This window comes from Phocaeicola faecalis (genome assembly GCF_021730445.1).
GTDB classification, from domain to species: domain Bacteria; phylum Bacteroidota; class Bacteroidia; order Bacteroidales; family Bacteroidaceae; genus Phocaeicola; species Phocaeicola faecalis.
The window spans coordinates 84,576-101,562 of the sequence record NZ_JADNRM010000001.1 but is presented as its reverse complement, the minus strand read 5'-3'; the positions used below and the strand labels follow the sequence as shown (position 1 = coordinate 101,562).

Genomic DNA, 16,987 nt, shown 5'->3' with positions numbered 1-16,987 from the left:
ATAAATCTAATCTGCAATAAATAGATAGGAGATGAAGTTTAAAAAGATAATTGCCTGTATAACGATGCTTTGGGGTGCAAGCTCAATACTCTTTTCACAAACAGAGTTTACGACTTGTCTGTACGATTCAGGTAGAAACCGTCCGATACCAATAGTTGTTTACCAGCCTAAACATATTAATAAGCATACTAAAATAATTATTTTCAATCATGGGTATGATGGTAATAAAAATAGTCAATCAAACAAATCATATTCTTGTCTGACACGTCCGTTATCCGAAAAAGGATATTATGTTATTAGTATTCAACATGAACTACCCGACGATCCTTTACTTGCTATGGAAGGAGAATTTATGAAAACCAGAATGCCAAATTGGGAACAAGGTGTGAAGAATATACTTTTTACCATAAGTGAGTTTAAGAAGTTAAAACCTGAACTTGACTGGAGCAATCTAAGTATGATAGGACATTCCAATGGTGGAGATATGACTATGCTTTTTGCTACAAAATATCCTGATATGATAGTAAAAGCTATTTCTCTTGACCATCGGCGGATGATAATGCCTAGAACGGAGAATCCTCGTATCTATACTCTCCGCGGAAGTGATTACGATGCAGATAATGGAGTCATACCGAGTACTGATGAACAAAAGGATTTTCATATAAAAGTTGTCCAACTAAATGAAATCAATCATAGTGATATGGGTAATAAAGGTACGCTTGTTCAGCATAAAATAATGCTGGACTATCTGTACGATTTTTTAAAACACTAACAAAAATAATAAGTTACATGAAACAAGAAGTCTTATTTATCTTATTGAATGATTACGCTGATTGGGAAGCTGCTTTCCTTTCCAGTGCGCTAAACGCCGGTTTAATGCCGGGTAGTGAAATAAAATATGTCACAAAAACTGTAGCCCCTACTTTAGAAGAAGTGCATTCACTGGGTGGTTTTCGTGTTACCCCTGATTATAGTTTTAAAACAATGCCTATTGATTATGCTGCATTAATCTTGATAGGCGGTTTGCAGTGGAATTCACCGGAAGCGGAACAAGTGGCTCCCTTAGTACAAGATGCTTTGAAGCAGGGAAAAATAGTAGGTGCTATCTGTAATGCATCTTGTTTTATGGGTGCACATGGTTTTCTTAATGAGGTGAAACATACCAGTAATACTCTTCCATATCTTAAACAGTGGGCAGGAGAGAGTTATACAAATGATGCCGGATACATAGAAAAACAAGCCGTAAGTGATAAGAATATTGTCACAGCCAATGGGACAGGATATTTGGAATTCACCCGTGAGTTATTATTGCTTTTAAAAGTCGATACACCGGAGAAGATTGAGGAGTTTTATGATTTTCATAAAAATGGACTTATAAGATAATTCAATTTTACTTTGTTTGCGATATATCAGAATCCTATTTAGAGTCTGTTAAAAATTTGATTGGGGAAACCATTTGCCTGTGTCTTTCTGAGCACCGCAAAGAAACGGTAAACAGCTTTCAGATTTTTCATTTTGTTTCCTTAGTATGACAATACTGATGGAAATTTAAACAGGTTCTATATTTCTCCGAAAACTTTCGTTTCGAACGACTGATAGTTGATTCTATTTAACAGAAGTTTTCGGAGAATTTATGTCTATTTTATTAGAGGTAATTGATTGAGCATATTTCTGATTTTAATAGCAACACGAGGCATAGGTTCAGCTACGGTGAGTCCTACTAAATCATATTCTGAGGCAATATCATTAATCACCCGGACTACTTCATTTATTTTCATTCCATCGGGTTCAACGCCTACTCCTGCAATGATTTCAGCCGGATCCAACACATCCAGGTCAAAATGTATAACCACTTTTGAGACTCCCGTACTTTTCAACCATTCCAAGATAGCAGAACTATCTTCGGCAACCTCTTCTGGTGACAACCCTTTTATACCTAATTCTTTCTGACGCTCTTTCATCCCGTCGTCCCATGAACGGACACCGACAATCAATGCTCTCGAGGCATCATAGCGTCCGGGTAAAGTACGAATGATTTCTTCATCACCCATTCCCAGACATGCTGTTAATGCCATCGCATGATAACCTTTATAATTATCGTATGGCAAATTCACATCAGGGTGAGCGTCAATCCAGACAATAGCAACATCATCAGGATATTTTCCAGCCAGAAAAGTAAATGGAACTACACTTACCGAGCATTCTCCACCTAAAGTTACAATCTTCTCAGGATTGGTTTCACGGAGCTTTTCCAATGCTGCTTTAGTTTGTTTCAGGATAACCCTTCGCGCACTGACCCCTTTGTCTGTTTGCCGGTCGTTTATGTCTAGCGAAACCGGTATTTCTATTGTTTCCTGAGAACTTTCCGGAGCAAGGAAATTGAGCAATTGAGCACCCAGATAATATCCTCTTGATGCATCTTCCGCCGGAATGTCCGGCATCCAATGGTCTACCATTCCACCTTGCCATTGAGGGTAGATTAAGCGAATAGTTGATACTTTATTTTCCATCGTTTTATTTTTAGTTGTTGATTTGTTTTTTTGCGCATAATTAGAAACACATGCCAAACATAATACTGCTAATAATAGGTATTTCTTCATATTATTTCGTTTTGTTTCCAGCAAAGTTAGCCGGTCGTAAGCAATTGCACAAGTAGGGAGAAATTATTCATATACTGATAAATTTATCCCTATAAATGAAATAGTATTCTGCTGATATTTCTATTTTATGCCAATATTGCTACATTTGCAAAAAAACGATGTTCTATGTACGAAAAGAAAATACCTTTCGATATTGATTGTGGAGTGAAAATTGCTATGGAAGTGATTGGCGGAAAATGGAAAAGTTGCATTATACAGGAATTGAACAACGGTCCCAAACGTCCAAGCGAATTACATCGCCACTTTGATGATGCCAGTCCTCGCGTCATCAATCAGCAATTGAAAGAACTGGAAATGCATGGGATGATAGAAAAGAAGATATTTTCCGAGCTTCCGCCTCATACAGAATATTCCATTACGGAAATGGGAAAAACGTTGATTCCCATCATCGGACAGCTTGAAAGTTGGGGAGATAATTTTCGACCAATGATGAAAAAGATTTTAGGTATGGAAGATTAAGCATACTAAAATTTTCTTCAATTCCCCTATGGATAATAATACATTTAATTCTAACCATTTCGGCTGAAGGTATATCAAAAACTGAAGGATGCTATTATTTTAGATTTTCATCGGATTGATACAACCGTCTGAGAAATAAACTTTTAGCGGAGCATTCGAGAAACAGGGTCACGATTTAGCAACCGTGCGAATTTCAGCAATTCGGCATTACATTCAAAAAAGTGGCTTGCATTAGGCAAAACCTCTGGAAAAGAACATTGTGTTTTATGATACGCTTGAGGAAGCCTTACAAGCCGGATACAGGCCATGCAAAATATGTATGAAAGAATATTATAACAATAAACAGAACAATATGGAAACTATAAAGATTACACGGTATCAATCGCCCGTGGGCGAGATGCTGGTCGGTTCTTACGGCGACAAGCTGTGTATTTGCGATTGGATGGTGGAGAAACGGCGAGGTATGATAGACCGCCGCATACAGCGGCATCTGGGTGCGAGGTACGAAGAAGGAACTTCCGACATCATCGAACGGGCAATCGGGGAACTCGAAGAATATTTTGCCGGACATCGTAAGATATTCGACATTCCCGTTGTCTTTACCGGCTCGGAATTTCAACGCACCGTATGGGAAGAGCTGATGAAAATACCTTATGGAACGACCATCTCTTATGGCGAGCTTGCCCGCCGCATCCATAACCCGAAGGCTGTGCGTGCAGTCGCATCGGCCAATGCCACCAATCCTATCTCTATCTTTGTTCCCTGCCACCGGGTAATCGGCAGCAATCATAAACTCACGGGGTACGGAGGTGGTCTCGATGCAAAAAAAGGATTATTGGAGTTGGAATGTTCTAAAACAACGGAAACCGGGTTGTGGTAGATTTAATTTAATATACAAAATCACTAAAAGAGGGTGTCCGAAAAAGGTCGATAACTCTATCATTTTGTCATTCTGAACTTCGTGAAGAATCTGAATACACTACTTTGTGTTAACAGATTCTTCGTTACACTCAGAACGTACCTTAATGAAAAAATCTTTCAAGGGGTCAGCGAAGCTAATGACAGAGCAAAAGGATAGCACAATATATCTTTTTGGACAGTCTCTTTTTATTGTTTTTCAAGCTTTAGTCTTTCAATTGAATACTGCTTTGTTATTTTCATGTCAAAGCAGCATCCACTCCCTACGTCTCTCTTTTGGAAAGCCGCTGGCGGCAATACGAAGCATGACACGGGGCATCCCTTGCCGGTACTTACCGATAAAGAGACTGAGCCGGATGAGGTCGTATTAAAGGTAATTGATTGAGCATAATAAGATCTTCCATATCCTATTGATAAATTTCTCTACAATACATTCATTATCTCCAGCCATCCTGACACTCTTTGGTAATCAGGCTCCATTATTTTCACATTATGAGGTTGGGTGAAGATTAATTTTCTTCCATGAAAGAAATTGAGGTTTTTAGGGTGGTCATCAATCATAATATCTCCCTGAATACTCTCTTTGAGTCCGCAAAAAATCATTTGTTTCCACGTAATAAATGGAAAGTTCTCATTCAGCCAAGCTTGTTTCTCTGTCAAACTTAAAGGAAATTCGGTAGCAGAAGAAACGATTAATACATGATACTTGTCATTCAGATATTTTAGTCCTTCCACACTGTCGGGCATAAGGGGAGCCGTTCTAAAAAATCCCGGATAATTCACGTGTCTGTACAAAGAGGGAAAAGCCTCAGTTTCTGTTTTGCCCATCAGACTTTCCAACTCTAACTTTCTTCCTGTTTCTCTATACTCCATTTCAATAAACTGAGCATACACATCAGCAAGAACACCATCCATGTCAACTAATACTTTTTGCTTCATACTTTTTAGATTTATTAATGATTAAAGTTTGTTTTATAAGTCAGAAATATTCGTTTCCTCACTTTACAGGAATGCGGATTTTATTTCTATGATTCGGTTTTTATGATACCTATCAATAATAAATTGCATAAAATCGCAAATACAGATAAAAAAGCTCGAAAATCTTAGTATTTCTATCGAAATATAGTTAACTTTGCGGATATATGCAACATATTATCTCCTATAAATCATGCTAAAAGAAGAAAGACATCAGTATATCATCAACCAGATAAGCCAAAATTATAGAGTCTATATTTCGGCTTTGAGTACAGAATTAGGAGTATCCGATGATACTTTACGCCGTGATATAACAGAACTGGATGAACGTGGAATATTAACCAAGGTTCATGGTGGGGCAATTGCAAAGTCGGGGATTCCATTCGAATTTACCGGTAGAATGAATACGGCTATTGCCGGTAAACGGGAAATGGCAGCAAAGGTTATTCCGCTATTTCGTCCGGGAGATATCATCTTAATAGATGGCGGTACGTCCAATTTGGAAGTTGCACGTCAATTACCCAAAGATATGGAACTGATCGTATATACTAACAGTTTTCCAATAGTCGATGCTTTATTAGAGCATCCTAAGTTGGAATTAAACTTTTTAGGTGGGAAAGTTTTTCCGTCTGCCCAAGTCGCCATAGGAAATCCGGTCTGGCAAGCGTTGCAAATGGTACGTCCGGATTGGTTACTGTTAGGGGTTTATAGCGTCCATCCGCAACTGGGACTGACAATTCCTGCCAGTGACAGAGAGGAAATAATGCTTAAACGGCTTATGTTGGAGCGCTCACGAAAAAGGGTGGTACTGGCTGATGGCAATAAACTGAATAGGGCCGAACCTTATACAATTGCTTCCTTGGATGAGATAGACTATCTTGTGACGGAAGACAGTAAACTGGAGTATGTAAACACACATTGGCCCAAAGGTTCATATACTGTTATTTAATCTGTATCCGACCGAAAATAATGAGGGCGGTATGCTATTGTCATGACAGGCTATACGAAAACATTATCCGAGTTTTAACAGATTCCCATGAAAGCTTTGCTTGATACTACAAAATAGTTAACACCTCTTTTATATCGGATAGTTGAAACAAACGGGGATGCGTAAACTTTTCGTCATAACGTTCCTCTACCCATGTTATGTGATAAGGAATATGAACGGCATACCCCCCAAGTTCTATAACAGGCAAAATATCTGATTTAAGAGAATTGCCTACCATCAGGAAGTTTTCCGGAGAGCAATCTAATTTTTTACACAATTGTTTATACTCATCTTTATTTTTATGGCTCATGATTTCTATATGTGAGAAGAGATGCTGCAAACCTGATTTTTCAACTTTCCTCTGTTGGTCCAGCAAATCTCCTTTCGTAGCCAATGCCAACTTGTAATTTCCACTTAACTGTTGCAAGACTTCCTCAACCCCTGCCAGCAGTTCAACCGGTTGTTTCATCAAGGTTTGCCCAAACTCGATTATCTTTTTTATGCAGTGGGGATTGACAACATTATTGTTCGCGTTGCACAACGTTTCAACCATACTCAGCATGACACTCTTCAGCCCATAACCATAAAAAGGGATATTTCTCTTCTCTGTTTCCTGCAACATCCGCATGGCCTGTTCCTCGGAATAATATTGCTTCAAAATGCAGCAATAGGTATGTTCAAAAAGCTCATAATTATCAAGTTCTCTCCACAATGTGTCATCCGCATCGAATGCTATTACATTTATTTTATCGTTTATATCAAGGTCCATTTTCGGTTACTTTTATTATCTTTGGCGGCAAAGATATCTCGAAAATCAACTCTATAAAAGGACAAATGTCCTAACCGTATAAAAAAATTATGCTACGCACCAATACGCTACTTTTATCTTTCATCGAAAGCCTGTATGAAAAACAGACGGAAAGTAATATCGTATGTAGAAAATTCGCAAAAGGCGAACTTCTATATAAACAAGGTGAAACGTATTATAAAGTTTTTATTATAAAAGCTGGAATCGCCAAATGCTACCATGATGAAGAAAATGGAAAAAGCTACACCTTTGAGTTTTTTGGCGAGGGCGAAATAGTCGGGGAAGCAGAGGCGCTCCGAAAATCGCCTTGTTTCAATACAGTAGAAGCTATGTCCGACGTACAGGTTTACAGTTTCCCGGCTTCTTTCTTTAATCACCTTTGCGATACAAACTTTCAATTTTGCCGGATATTGTTGTCCGAAATGGCAGAAAGAATGATTAATACAAGCAGCCGGGCTGTGTATCAACAGTTATATCCCATAAAATATGCGTTGACGAAACTGCTTACGATAGAAAAAAGGCAAGGATTGAATCTGTCAAAAGCAGATATGGCTTCCTATTTGGGAATTGATATCAGAAGCCTGAACCGGTTATTGAAAGAGATTTCTGATGCATATCAATAAGCAGGGTCAAAACTAAAATGTTCTATTATTTTGTCATCCTGAACGCTAGTGAAGGATCTGTTTTCAATCACTTTGTGTGTACAGATTCTTCGCTTTTGCTCAGAATGACAGAATAATTGATAGCACTATCGGAGTTTTGAAGCATCCCCTAAAAAATGACACACCCCACCCGCAATGGATCATTTTATTCTTCCACCTTAAAATCTTCCGATTTAAAATTACTGTAATACCTGCCCGAAACAGCCGTGAAACGTAAAACACAATAATCGGGGTCTGTCACTCCGCCGGGATAGTACATCGTGTCACCTTCTTGCCAAATCAACTCACGCGAAGCGCTATCTGTCAACACTTCCATCGTGCCGATAAGCATCACCCCGCGAAAGAAACGTTTGTCATAAAAATAGATGCAAGCATGATGGTTGTTCCGATACTGGGCCACACGCATGGAAGACGTATTTGTAGTGAAATAGAACGTCCTGATACCTTCCCGTCTTCGGGGCTGCAACATGGCCTTCATATTGGGAAAACCGTTTGCGTCTATGGAACCAACGAAGGAAACACTCTGCTTGTCAACAATATTGCCTACTGTTTTTTCTGCATCTCTCATCTTTTTTGTTTTATTTATGGGTTAATAACTGCCTGCAAAGATAGAGAAACAGGCGAGATGCACAGGCATAAAAACCAAGGATGAAATGTCACTTTTCATGGTTGATGTTCCATGCGATAGAGCAGGGGAGTCGTGCCCGTATGCTGACGAAAACTGCGTACAAAATAAGAAACCGTAGAGAAGTGGAGCGTTTCTGCTATCTCGGATATCGGTTGCCGGGTATAAACGAGCAGATTCTTGGCTCGTTCCATTATTTTATTTCTTATATATTGTTTGACGCTGATATTCAATGTCGTACTGACCAGCTCATTCAGATAATTAGGAGTGATGCAAAGCTGTTCCGCATAAAACTGTACGGAATGTTCGCATTCTGCATATTCATCTACCAGCCGGATGAAACGCCCTATGTAGGGATTCCCGGTTTCTTTTTGTTTGTCATCTGCCGGAAGAGATTGATAAGCGCGGTTGAGCAACATGAGTGCCTCGTAGAGCAACGCCCTGAGCACATGCACGTCATGGGGTTGATACGCGTCTATTTCTTTTTTGATATTTTGGAGAAGTGAAAGAAAACGGACATAAAGCGCTTCGGGCAAGTGAAGTTTGGCAGAGGTGGTACCGGGCTGGAAAAAGGCGAGATGCTGCACGAACAGCGAATCTTTGAAAAAAGAAGAGAGAAATTCCTCTTCAAAAATCAAGGCAAAGCCATTGTCTATATGATGAATATCCCAGTTCCGGATTTCTCCCGGTTTGGAGAAAAAAACGTCCTTGGGAACGGCATGATGCGTTTGGTTGCCAATGCTGAAGGCCCCTTCCCCTTCGGTTATGAAAGTAATGTCATAATAAGACAAGGTATGAGCCTGCTTTCCGGCTATAAATTTCTTTATATCTTTCAACTCCACGATATCTATCAATAGTTCGCTTCCGTATTTATGCTTATAGAATGTATAAAGCGGTATGGCACGTTTCATTAGGTTTTTCATGTATCATCCAACTGTATTTTCATTTGAAGTTATTAAACGAATAATTATTTTTTCCTTCATTTTATTCTTAAATTTATTTGTCAATGTTTACTAATACGTTACTCAGCATCTTTTCAAATTGTTTATCCGTGCATACACTAAGATCTGTCGTGATAAATTTCCCATTGTAAAATAAAGAAAATATTGTAGCAGGTGTAGGCGATGACTGCGCTTCTTCCATTGTTCCAATTTTTATAATTTTCAACGGAATCTTATGTTCCTGCGCCAATGTACATAGAGAGCCGTTTACATAATAATCCGTATACGGACAACGATGGGTATAATAAGCTACCAGTCCGTTTTTCTCCGGGCATTCTCCACTCTTCACACATTCTTTAAATGAAGGAGTGGGACAGGCATCATCAAATTTCAGCACAAGCAGTGCAAAACCATTTGATAATTTTTCCACAATTTCAAAGCCTTGTTTCAGCAACCATTTTGTATCACTCATGAAGTGGAGCTTTTTTATACCCGCTACCGTTGCCAGACCGTATTTACTTTGAGATTTGGCATCATCAATGGCTGATTGCAACAAAGCCCTTCCGTGCCCTTTTTCCTTATATTGTCCTGATACCCAAAAACAGTTCAACATTAAGTAATTGGGAGCATCTACAGGAATCCAAGCCTTCTCTGCCGGAACATATTCCAGAAAAACTTTAGCCCTCGCATCCAGTCGTCTGAAAACATATCCATTGTCAAACTCTCTTTTCAACCATTCTTTTTTCAGGGCATAACCCTCTTGGCATTTCTTATCAGAAAATGCGCAACAGATATGTTCATTATCAATGTTGCTTTTATCCAATATTATATATTTTTCTGCCATGATTCTTGTTTTAGGGTGTATTTCAAATAGCCATTCCATACCACAAAAAAGTATTTACTGTCTATTTGTGGAAGCAAAAGTACGCAATTCGTGGTGATAAAGCATTGTTCAATATTGCTAATTTTACATAAATGAGAAAAAAGAGAGGTTGTATCATTACTAAACTATTCCATTATATTGTCATTCTGTTAACGAAGAATCTGTTTTTTCCATTTACGGATTCTTTATATTACTCAGAATGACAAACTATAGAATAGTGGTATCGTATTTTTGATACAACCTCTACCTAAACGCTTTACGCTTCGTTTATTAACTTTTACGTTTTTCGTATTCCAAAGCTGAAAAAGTCATGTTTTCCGCTTGAACCAATCATTACTTTATCTTTTTTGCGATGAAAAAAGCATAACCGTAATACTCTTTATACTTGCTGTACAGTTCGGCTTCATGATGATTGGATGCCACCAGTTCTTCGGCAGTTTTGTTTCCCACATGCTTTTTAAGGAAAATTTCTTCTGCTTTAGCTTGTGGGGCAAAATAATGTTTTGTCCAGCAATTTTCCGGAAGAATAAACGTAGTAACGGGAACATAGCCTGCTTTTTGTATCTGGGCTACTTTGTTGGGAATCGTATCTATTTCCGTATAAACGCTCATCCAGAAATCATGAATCTCCGCCGGACGCTCTTCGGTAAACCAAACACTTTCGGTAACAGCAATATATCCGCCTGTTTTCAAATATTTACGCCACTCGTTCACTCCCCGTTCAAAACCGATATTATAAATAGCTCCTTCAGACCAAATTAAGTCCAAAGATTCCTCCTTAAAAGAAAGGTCGTCCATAGAACCGACAATCCCTTTTACTCTATCTTGAAGATGCAGTTTTTCGGCATTGCTGTTGAAGCGGTCAATGAATCCTGGAAAAAAGTCGATGCCTGTAATGCTTCCCGGCGCATGTTGTGCCAATACCATTGTTTGGCCACCCGTTCCGCAACCGAGGTCGGCAATAAGGGATTTATCCGTAAGGTTATCTATAAAACTCAGCGCTTTAAGGGTTACTTCGGGACTTCCGGGGCCTTGTCGTTCTGTACTTAGAAAATATTCACAAATTAAATTAACGTCGAATCCTAAAATTGTATTGTTATCGTTATTCATTATCGTAATGTATTTAGCATATACGTGTGGGTATAGCAATATCCTCATCACTTATATGCGGATTAAAATTTTAAATTATAGTAATAAAGGAATCACTCTCGAAAAGATTTATCCGAGAGCAAACTAAAGGACAATCTGTTGTGTCAGAACAGATTGTTTACAACACCAAATCCGATAGTTGAGTTTTTAACATGCTGCAAAGGTACATTATTTTTTTGAATAAGAAAATATCTTCAGTTCTTCTTCACCAAGAATATTAGGGATTTGACACATATATGTGTAGGCTTATGCGGACGTACGTGTGGGCTTATACGTATATACGTGTAGGCCTACGCGGACGTACGTATCGGCTCATGCATACGTATGTGTGACCAATCATCCACCCAAAAGACAAGGACATTTAAAAAAAGAGCAAGAGCTTTTTTAAAAAGATAAGGAGCTTTTTTAAAAAGATAACGAGCTTTTTTGAAAACGTCTTGTTCTTTACTGCCGCCAAGATTTCGTCAGCTGTTATATTCCATGCTTTATGCGCACTTTTTATAATGAAAAAGTCTGAAAACACCCTACTCTATATCAAGCCGGAACAGCCTGTAAAAAAGGCTATATAGCTGATGGAAAGCGTATTATGCAGGAATATGCTTCAAAATGTAGTGAGAGCATGAGAGTACAAGTGAGAGCTAACATTTTTTACTATCATCGCATAAGTCATTTATAATTAGCTTGTTATATATAGTGTGAGAGCATGAGAGCACAATGATGTACAACTTATCATTGTTAATGTTATCTGTTTGTTGTCGACCGAATGTATATTCCATACCCATAATAAAAATCCGAAAAACCCATAAAGGGAGAATTCCTCTCGTCTTTCCTTCTTTGTTACTCCCTAACATCCTTTACTTTGCATTCACAAACTATTCCATCCGTGCCTGTGTTCAAGCAGGATGAACTCGGTCATCATATTTTTCACAGAGAAAATATGATTGTAAAGGATTTCTTTCATTTATCCCTGTATGATAGCTTGTGTGAAAGCCATGCAGATAGGATTTACTTTAAAAGAGAGGTAGGACTGTCTCCCAAACAGTATCGGGAGAATAGGTAAAAAAGCCGATGGGGTAGCTTTATATCTTGCGTTTTAAGTAAATCATATCCTTTAGTAAAACTCCATTGTCAATGATAGGATGGTCGTAATTTTGAGTGAAAAAGCCCACTATGCGATGCGAATATTCAAATCCGCAATTCTCATAAAACGCAATGGCACTCGGTACCTCTCCGGTTCCCACTATCATTTGGGTGTACTGGCCGGAATAATGATTTATCAAATAATTTATCAATCTTCTGCCATATCCCTGCCGTTGTGCAATGGGAGTGACAGCTATGTTTTTCAGTTCACAGATTTCCCGGCTCTCGCCTGTAACCACACAGACGGCCTTGACTCCATCATCTTCGAGGACAAACATTTCGCCACGCTCCAAATAGCGGTCTATCATGCTTTCCTGTTCATCTCCAAGTAGCAGTAAATCCAAATAACGTTTCTTGTTGTCTGTTATTTTTGTAATTGAAGCCCCCATCTTTCTTAATTATCTTTAGAAACGTATTTCTTACTTATTTATATCGTCCTGATTTTCTGTTGTTATCAATTTCTATTTTCTTAATCTCATTCTTTGCGATAATTTTCTGCATATTCAGGATGCGCGAAGTCGTTCCGGTAACTGCCGTATCGCCCCAAATGACAGAATCGAAGTAATAAGTGGCATGTTTGCCGTCATTGGTGGTGAACCTGACAACCGTTCCCGGAGTCACTTCTATCTCTTTCGCATTACCCTTTTTATCATAACATTTCAGTGTGTGCAAACCGTTTGTATATAAACTGTCGGCAGCCCACCACGAAACAAGACCGCCACTACCAACTTCTATTTTTCGTTTTTCGATGTGGCTGTTCTCAATTTGTTGGGCAAATTCGTTAACAGGCACTTGATAGACAGTGCATGATGCTAAAGATAGCGCGAATAGTGTCAAAAGATAATTTTTAGTTTTCATTGTTACCTGTTTTATTAGTTAGTGATAGTTTTTTTTCAGAAGAAGGAGCAGGAAGTTTTTGGCAAACAAACTGATAGACGGCTGCCGATATATCAGCAATTATTTTGGCATTCGCGTCCATCTCTTCCTGAGAATTTTTGACGAATACGGCAATAGTGTACCGCGTACCATCGGGTAAAGTAACGAAGCCTATATCATTTGTACCGATATATTCATCGCGAGAGTTTTTGTCGGAAGTTCCCGTTTTGTGGCCGATGATAATACCGTTTTCGGACAATGGGGCAACCAACCGGTCTTTTCCGGTTTGACATTCTATCATGGTGCGCTTCACAAAATCAGTATATTCATTTCGCAAAGAATCATTAGTTGTAAATATTTCCAAAAGAGAAGCTGCGGCCAGGGGAGTACTCCAATTCTCGTAACAATCTTCCATGTCTTGATGCATTTCATCTTCGGTGGTGGTGATAGATACCTCTTTTATGCCTAAAGAATGAATATATTCGTCCACCACATTTACTCCGCCAATGTAATCGAACAAAATGTCACAAGCTATATTATCGCTCAGTTGCAGGGTGTAAGTCAGCAGCTCACCAAGCGAGAGGTCCAAGTCCCCCTGCGGATATTTATCGCGCAAAGGGCTGTAAGTATCGGGCTTAAAAGACTTCTTGTCCAAATGGAGCAGGGTAGTGAGTGGAATATTTTTCTTCTCCAAATAATCGCAGACAGCCAACGACTGATGAAATTTATAGACACTCATCATCGGATATTTTTCGGTATTGTTAATGGTCAGCGTGTCTTTTCCATTCAGTATGACAGCCACACCTACAGTCGCTTTTTTATCCTTAATGATGGTTTCTATATGGTTCTTTAAAACATCCAGATTAGCCGGGGTTTCCTGATTGGTTGACACGGAAAAGGATTCCTTCCGGGATTTTTGTGAAGAACATCCGCCTATGAACAGACCGAAGACAGCGAGGTAAAGAATATGAATTGTTTTCATTTTTCAATTATCGTAAATGACAGAATAGGTTGATAATTAAGTCGCGGCAGGTGTATCGAGCACCTTGATATTGAGTTTGCATTCATTATCTCCCCCCAATACCGTTCCGCAAAGCGTCACCTCAAATTTCTTATCTTTCCACAATTTATGCATGGTGTAAAGCACACTTTGGCGAGAACATTCACATAGCAACGGAGTATTGACATAACCCGATTGATGCAACGGGCAGACGCAGGCGGTAAAACACAAGTTGTAACTTTTTCCATGTTCCACAATTTCGCCTCGTACTTGGTCAAACTCGTTGGCTTTAGTGAAAAAAGCATCCAAGTCACCTTTGACATCCTCATACAGTTGCTCGTAAATGGGCAAAACTCCATTCTGCACACAATTTTTTCCACATTCGCAAAAGAAGTTTTCTCTTTCTGCCGGAGAAAGTCGGGTCACACCTTTCTCAAATCCTTCGAACCATGTCTTGATTACATCCATTCTCTTTTTATTTTTTCGTTTTTGGTGGCGCGAAAATACAAGATAATCAGCTCTTCTCCTAATTTTAAGTTATAATCTTTTAGAATGGAATAATTAATGCATATTCCGATATTCTTCCTGTTTCTTTTTGGGCAATTTCTTGATGACTTCATCTACCGAATGATTGATTAATTCCTTGATTAGTTCATCCGGAACATCACTTTCCAGCAGAATAGTAATCCAATATTTTTTATCAGAATGAGGGCCGAAACAGATACCCTCATAGCGCTCCATCAGTTCGGCGGATTTATCCGGGTCGCATTTCACGTTTGCCCAAAAACGGCCTTCTTTCGGGTTGAGAGGAGCGTAGGATATCATCTTGTTCATCACCTTATATACTAAGGTGAATTTATCAAAAGGCATACACTCGGTCGCACCTTTCATGGAGAGGCAATATGCTCTGTAATCTTCTATATTCATGGTTGTTAGAGTTGTTTCCGTTTCTTCATTGGGATGCTTGTCAAACCGTGATAACATTGAGCATCACCGATTGGTTGAAATCCCAGACTTTCATAAAAAGGAACGGCATAAGTGGAAGCGTTGACTGTAATTTCTGTAGTGCTGAGTTCGTTCAGAGTATAAGCATAATCAAAAAGTTTTCGCCCGATACCCCTGCGGTGGTATATCGGTTTGATAAAGAAAAGCGAAATGTGTTTTCCTTCATTTTTGCTACCCATAATGCCAACGAGTTCATTATTACAGAACGCGCCATAAATGGTAAGTTCATCCATTAATTGTTCATTTCCGATGAAACTTTTAAACGTTTCAAGCCCTTCCTCGTCATAATCTGCTTTGCCACATTCAGTAAATACAGCAAGAGATAATTCGATAGCTTGGGGATACTCTGTTTTTGCTAATTTTCTTATCATAAAGTTGAATTGATATTCATTTTGTTTCGCACTTTATTCTCTGTCTTATTGATATTTTCCAGTTATCACGGCAAAGATATGAAAATGCAGAAGAAACTTCGTTCTGCATTTTTTTTTTTAATCATCGTATCGCCTTCTTAGTACATATCCATGCCCCGGCACAACAAACGATAAATATCATCCCTGTGGTATAAAGCATATTGCCCATTCCCGTCAGCGGAGAAAGCACACCGCCGAACAAAAACATCAGGAATCNTTTTTTTTTTAATCATCGTATCGCCTTCTTAGTACATATCCATGCCCCGGCACAACAAACGATAAATATCATCCCTGTGGTATAAAGCATATTGCCCATTCCCGTCAGCGGAGAAAGCACACCGCCGAACAAAAACATCAGGAATCCCAACAGCGCCGAAGCATTTCCTGAATTTTTACGTTCCAAATCGAGGGCGAGCGTAGTGGAACTGGGAAGTATCAGCCCCAAGAAAATGAGGAAGAAGAATAGCAATACTTCGACCACCCAAACGGAAGGACTGAAAACAAGAGCCGCCGCGACCGGCAAACTCACCCATCCAAATCCTATAACCCCGGCTCGCAACGCAGTCTTTGCATTCCGAAAATGCGATACCGCCAAACTTCCCAGCATGATTCCCAACGCATTAACCCCGAAGCAAAAACTGTAGAAAAGGGGAGAGGTGCTGAAATGATTCTGAAAGATGAAAGGCGAAGCTGCGATATAAGTAAACATCACCCCCATAGCAAAAGCCTGCACCAAAACGTAGCGCATGAATTGCCTGTTGCGCAATACCGGCAAGTAATGCTTGAATGTGGAGAAAATGCTCCCTTTCTGTCGAATCTCAGCATCCAATGATTCTTTGAAAAAATGTAACGAGGCTATCAAAGCCATCCCTATTACCAGCAATACCCAAAAGATTCCTTTCCAGTCCATCACCTCTAGCAATATCTCGCCCAATACAGGAGCACAAACAGGAGCTAATCCCTGTACGCAACTCAGCATCGAGAAAAATCGGGTGAGTTCTTTTCCCCCATAAAGGTCCAAGGCTATGGAACGAGAAATTACCACTCCGCCTGCGCCGGAAAATCCTTGCAACAAACGGAAAAACAGAAACGCGTAAATGCCCGGCGAATAAAGACATCCCAAAGTGGAAATACAAAAGACCACCAACGAAACCATGAGAGGGGATTTCCGTCCATACTTGTCACTCAACGGCCCTATAATCAACTGCCCCACTGCCAAGCCTATCATACTAAAAGTAAGGCTTAACTGGACAAGCGATGCCGTAGTATCAAAATATTCGCTCAGTGCAGGAAGTGCAGGCAGATAAAAATCGGTCACGAACGGACCGAACGCTGAAACAATCCCGGTAAATATCAGGATATAAAGTTTGGAATTTCTTTCTGTTTTCATCTTAATTAAGTTATTCTATGTTCTTGGGGGCAAAGTTCCGGCTATTTTTGCATATCGTTTCGCCCTAAATCAGCCATGTTTCGTCCAAATAGTGACCA

20 protein-coding genes and 1 pseudogene are annotated in these 16,987 nt (G+C 39.4%); 7 read left to right on the top strand and 14 right to left on the bottom strand.

Annotation, left to right across the window (positions count from 1 at the left end; genetic code table 11):
* The first annotated feature begins 31 nt into the window (after nucleotides 1-31).
* The gene (locus tag IR173_RS00525) at nucleotides 32-772 is read left to right on the top strand and encodes an alpha/beta hydrolase (RefSeq protein ID WP_237037751.1); all 741 of its coding nucleotides are present in this window, start codon (nucleotides 32-34) and stop codon (nucleotides 770-772) included.
* A 17-nt stretch (nucleotides 773-789) separates the two neighbouring features.
* On the top strand, nucleotides 790-1,383 hold the full coding sequence (locus IR173_RS00520; protein ID WP_237037750.1) for a type 1 glutamine amidotransferase family protein: 594 nt from the start codon (nucleotides 790-792) through the stop codon (nucleotides 1,381-1,383).
* Between the two features lie 254 nt (nucleotides 1,384-1,637).
* On the opposite strand, the gene IR173_RS00515 is transcribed toward IR173_RS00520, so the two are convergent.
* Nucleotides 1,638-2,510, bottom strand: coding sequence for an arginase family protein (locus IR173_RS00515; RefSeq protein WP_237037749.1), 873 nt, complete (start codon nucleotides 2,508-2,510; stop codon nucleotides 1,638-1,640).
* A gap of 255 nt (nucleotides 2,511-2,765) precedes the next feature.
* Here IR173_RS00515 and IR173_RS00510 point away from each other — a divergent pair, with 255 nt between their 5' ends.
* From IR173_RS00510 to IR173_RS00500, 3 genes and pseudogenes are all read left to right on the top strand, one after another.
* Complete coding sequence (locus IR173_RS00510; RefSeq protein ID WP_237037748.1) at nucleotides 2,766-3,119, top strand: winged helix-turn-helix transcriptional regulator; 354 nt, start codon at nucleotides 2,766-2,768, stop codon at nucleotides 3,117-3,119.
* Nucleotides 3,120-3,363: 244 nt separating this feature from the next.
* Nucleotides 3,364-3,429 (top strand): annotated as a pseudogene (locus tag IR173_RS18040) (Ada metal-binding domain-containing protein); the annotation flags it as partial.
* Nucleotides 3,430-3,471: 42 nt separating this feature from the next.
* Complete coding sequence (locus IR173_RS00500) at nucleotides 3,472-3,999, top strand: methylated-DNA--[protein]-cysteine S-methyltransferase (RefSeq protein ID WP_237038401.1); 528 nt, start codon at nucleotides 3,472-3,474, stop codon at nucleotides 3,997-3,999.
* 461 nt (nucleotides 4,000-4,460) lie between these two features.
* Here IR173_RS00500 and IR173_RS00495 read toward each other — a convergent pair whose 3' ends face one another.
* Nucleotides 4,461-4,976, bottom strand: a complete 516-nt coding sequence (locus tag IR173_RS00495; protein ID WP_237037747.1) for a 5' nucleotidase, NT5C type — start codon at nucleotides 4,974-4,976, stop codon at nucleotides 4,461-4,463.
* A 229-nt stretch (nucleotides 4,977-5,205) separates the two neighbouring features.
* Here IR173_RS00495 and IR173_RS00490 point away from each other — a divergent pair, with 229 nt between their 5' ends.
* The gene (locus IR173_RS00490) at nucleotides 5,206-5,961 is read left to right on the top strand and encodes a DeoR/GlpR family DNA-binding transcription regulator (RefSeq protein WP_237037746.1); all 756 of its coding nucleotides are present in this window, start codon (nucleotides 5,206-5,208) and stop codon (nucleotides 5,959-5,961) included.
* 106 nt (nucleotides 5,962-6,067) lie between these two features.
* Here IR173_RS00490 and IR173_RS00485 read toward each other — a convergent pair whose 3' ends face one another.
* The gene (locus IR173_RS00485) at nucleotides 6,068-6,769 is read right to left on the bottom strand and encodes an HAD hydrolase-like protein (RefSeq protein ID WP_262914257.1); all 702 of its coding nucleotides are present in this window, start codon (nucleotides 6,767-6,769) and stop codon (nucleotides 6,068-6,070) included.
* Between the two features lie 89 nt (nucleotides 6,770-6,858).
* Here IR173_RS00485 and IR173_RS00480 point away from each other — a divergent pair, with 89 nt between their 5' ends.
* Nucleotides 6,859-7,431: a Crp/Fnr family transcriptional regulator gene (locus IR173_RS00480; RefSeq protein WP_237037745.1), complete on the top strand. Its 573-nt coding sequence runs from the start codon at nucleotides 6,859-6,861 to the stop codon at nucleotides 7,429-7,431.
* Nucleotides 7,432-7,615: 184 nt separating this feature from the next.
* Here IR173_RS00480 and IR173_RS00475 read toward each other — a convergent pair whose 3' ends face one another.
* The 11 genes from IR173_RS00475 to IR173_RS00425 all read right to left on the bottom strand — a co-directional run bounded on the left by IR173_RS00475 (nucleotide 7,616) and on the right by IR173_RS00425 (nucleotide 16,889).
* Complete coding sequence (locus tag IR173_RS00475; RefSeq protein ID WP_237037744.1) at nucleotides 7,616-8,038, bottom strand: pyridoxamine 5'-phosphate oxidase family protein; 423 nt, start codon at nucleotides 8,036-8,038, stop codon at nucleotides 7,616-7,618.
* A gap of 95 nt (nucleotides 8,039-8,133) precedes the next feature.
* Entirely contained in the window at nucleotides 8,134-9,006 is an 873-nt protein-coding gene (locus IR173_RS00470) for a helix-turn-helix domain-containing protein (RefSeq protein ID WP_237038399.1), read from the bottom strand.
* 85 nt (nucleotides 9,007-9,091) lie between these two features.
* Nucleotides 9,092-9,880 (bottom strand): N-acetyltransferase, encoded by a 789-nt coding sequence (locus IR173_RS00465; protein ID WP_237037743.1) that lies wholly within the window; start codon nucleotides 9,878-9,880, stop codon nucleotides 9,092-9,094.
* A gap of 372 nt (nucleotides 9,881-10,252) precedes the next feature.
* Nucleotides 10,253-11,029, bottom strand: coding sequence for a class I SAM-dependent methyltransferase (locus IR173_RS00460; RefSeq protein WP_237037742.1), 777 nt, complete (start codon nucleotides 11,027-11,029; stop codon nucleotides 10,253-10,255).
* Nucleotides 11,030-12,147: 1,118 nt separating this feature from the next.
* Nucleotides 12,148-12,597, bottom strand: coding sequence for a GNAT family N-acetyltransferase (locus IR173_RS00455; protein WP_237037741.1), 450 nt, complete (start codon nucleotides 12,595-12,597; stop codon nucleotides 12,148-12,150).
* A gap of 34 nt (nucleotides 12,598-12,631) precedes the next feature.
* Entirely contained in the window at nucleotides 12,632-13,066 is a 435-nt protein-coding gene (locus tag IR173_RS00450; RefSeq protein WP_237037740.1) for a hypothetical protein, read from the bottom strand.
* Entirely contained in the window at nucleotides 13,056-14,066 is a 1,011-nt protein-coding gene (bla, locus tag IR173_RS00445; RefSeq protein WP_237037739.1) for a class A beta-lactamase, subclass A2, read from the bottom strand. The genes IR173_RS00450 and bla overlap by 11 nt, the downstream gene beginning before the upstream one ends.
* 36 nt (nucleotides 14,067-14,102) lie before the next feature.
* On the bottom strand, nucleotides 14,103-14,552 hold the full coding sequence (locus IR173_RS00440) for a hypothetical protein (protein ID WP_237037738.1): 450 nt from the start codon (nucleotides 14,550-14,552) through the stop codon (nucleotides 14,103-14,105).
* A 93-nt stretch (nucleotides 14,553-14,645) separates the two neighbouring features.
* Nucleotides 14,646-15,011 (bottom strand): MmcQ/YjbR family DNA-binding protein, encoded by a 366-nt coding sequence (locus tag IR173_RS00435; RefSeq protein WP_237037737.1) that lies wholly within the window; start codon nucleotides 15,009-15,011, stop codon nucleotides 14,646-14,648.
* A 5-nt stretch (nucleotides 15,012-15,016) separates the two neighbouring features.
* On the bottom strand, nucleotides 15,017-15,460 hold the full coding sequence (locus IR173_RS00430) for a GNAT family N-acetyltransferase (RefSeq protein ID WP_237037736.1): 444 nt from the start codon (nucleotides 15,458-15,460) through the stop codon (nucleotides 15,017-15,019).
* A gap of 268 nt (nucleotides 15,461-15,728) precedes the next feature.
* A complete protein-coding gene (locus IR173_RS00425; RefSeq protein WP_237037735.1) occupies nucleotides 15,729-16,889 on the bottom strand; it encodes a multidrug effflux MFS transporter in 1,161 nt (386 codons plus the stop codon).
* Nucleotides 16,890-16,987 lie beyond the last annotated feature (98 nt).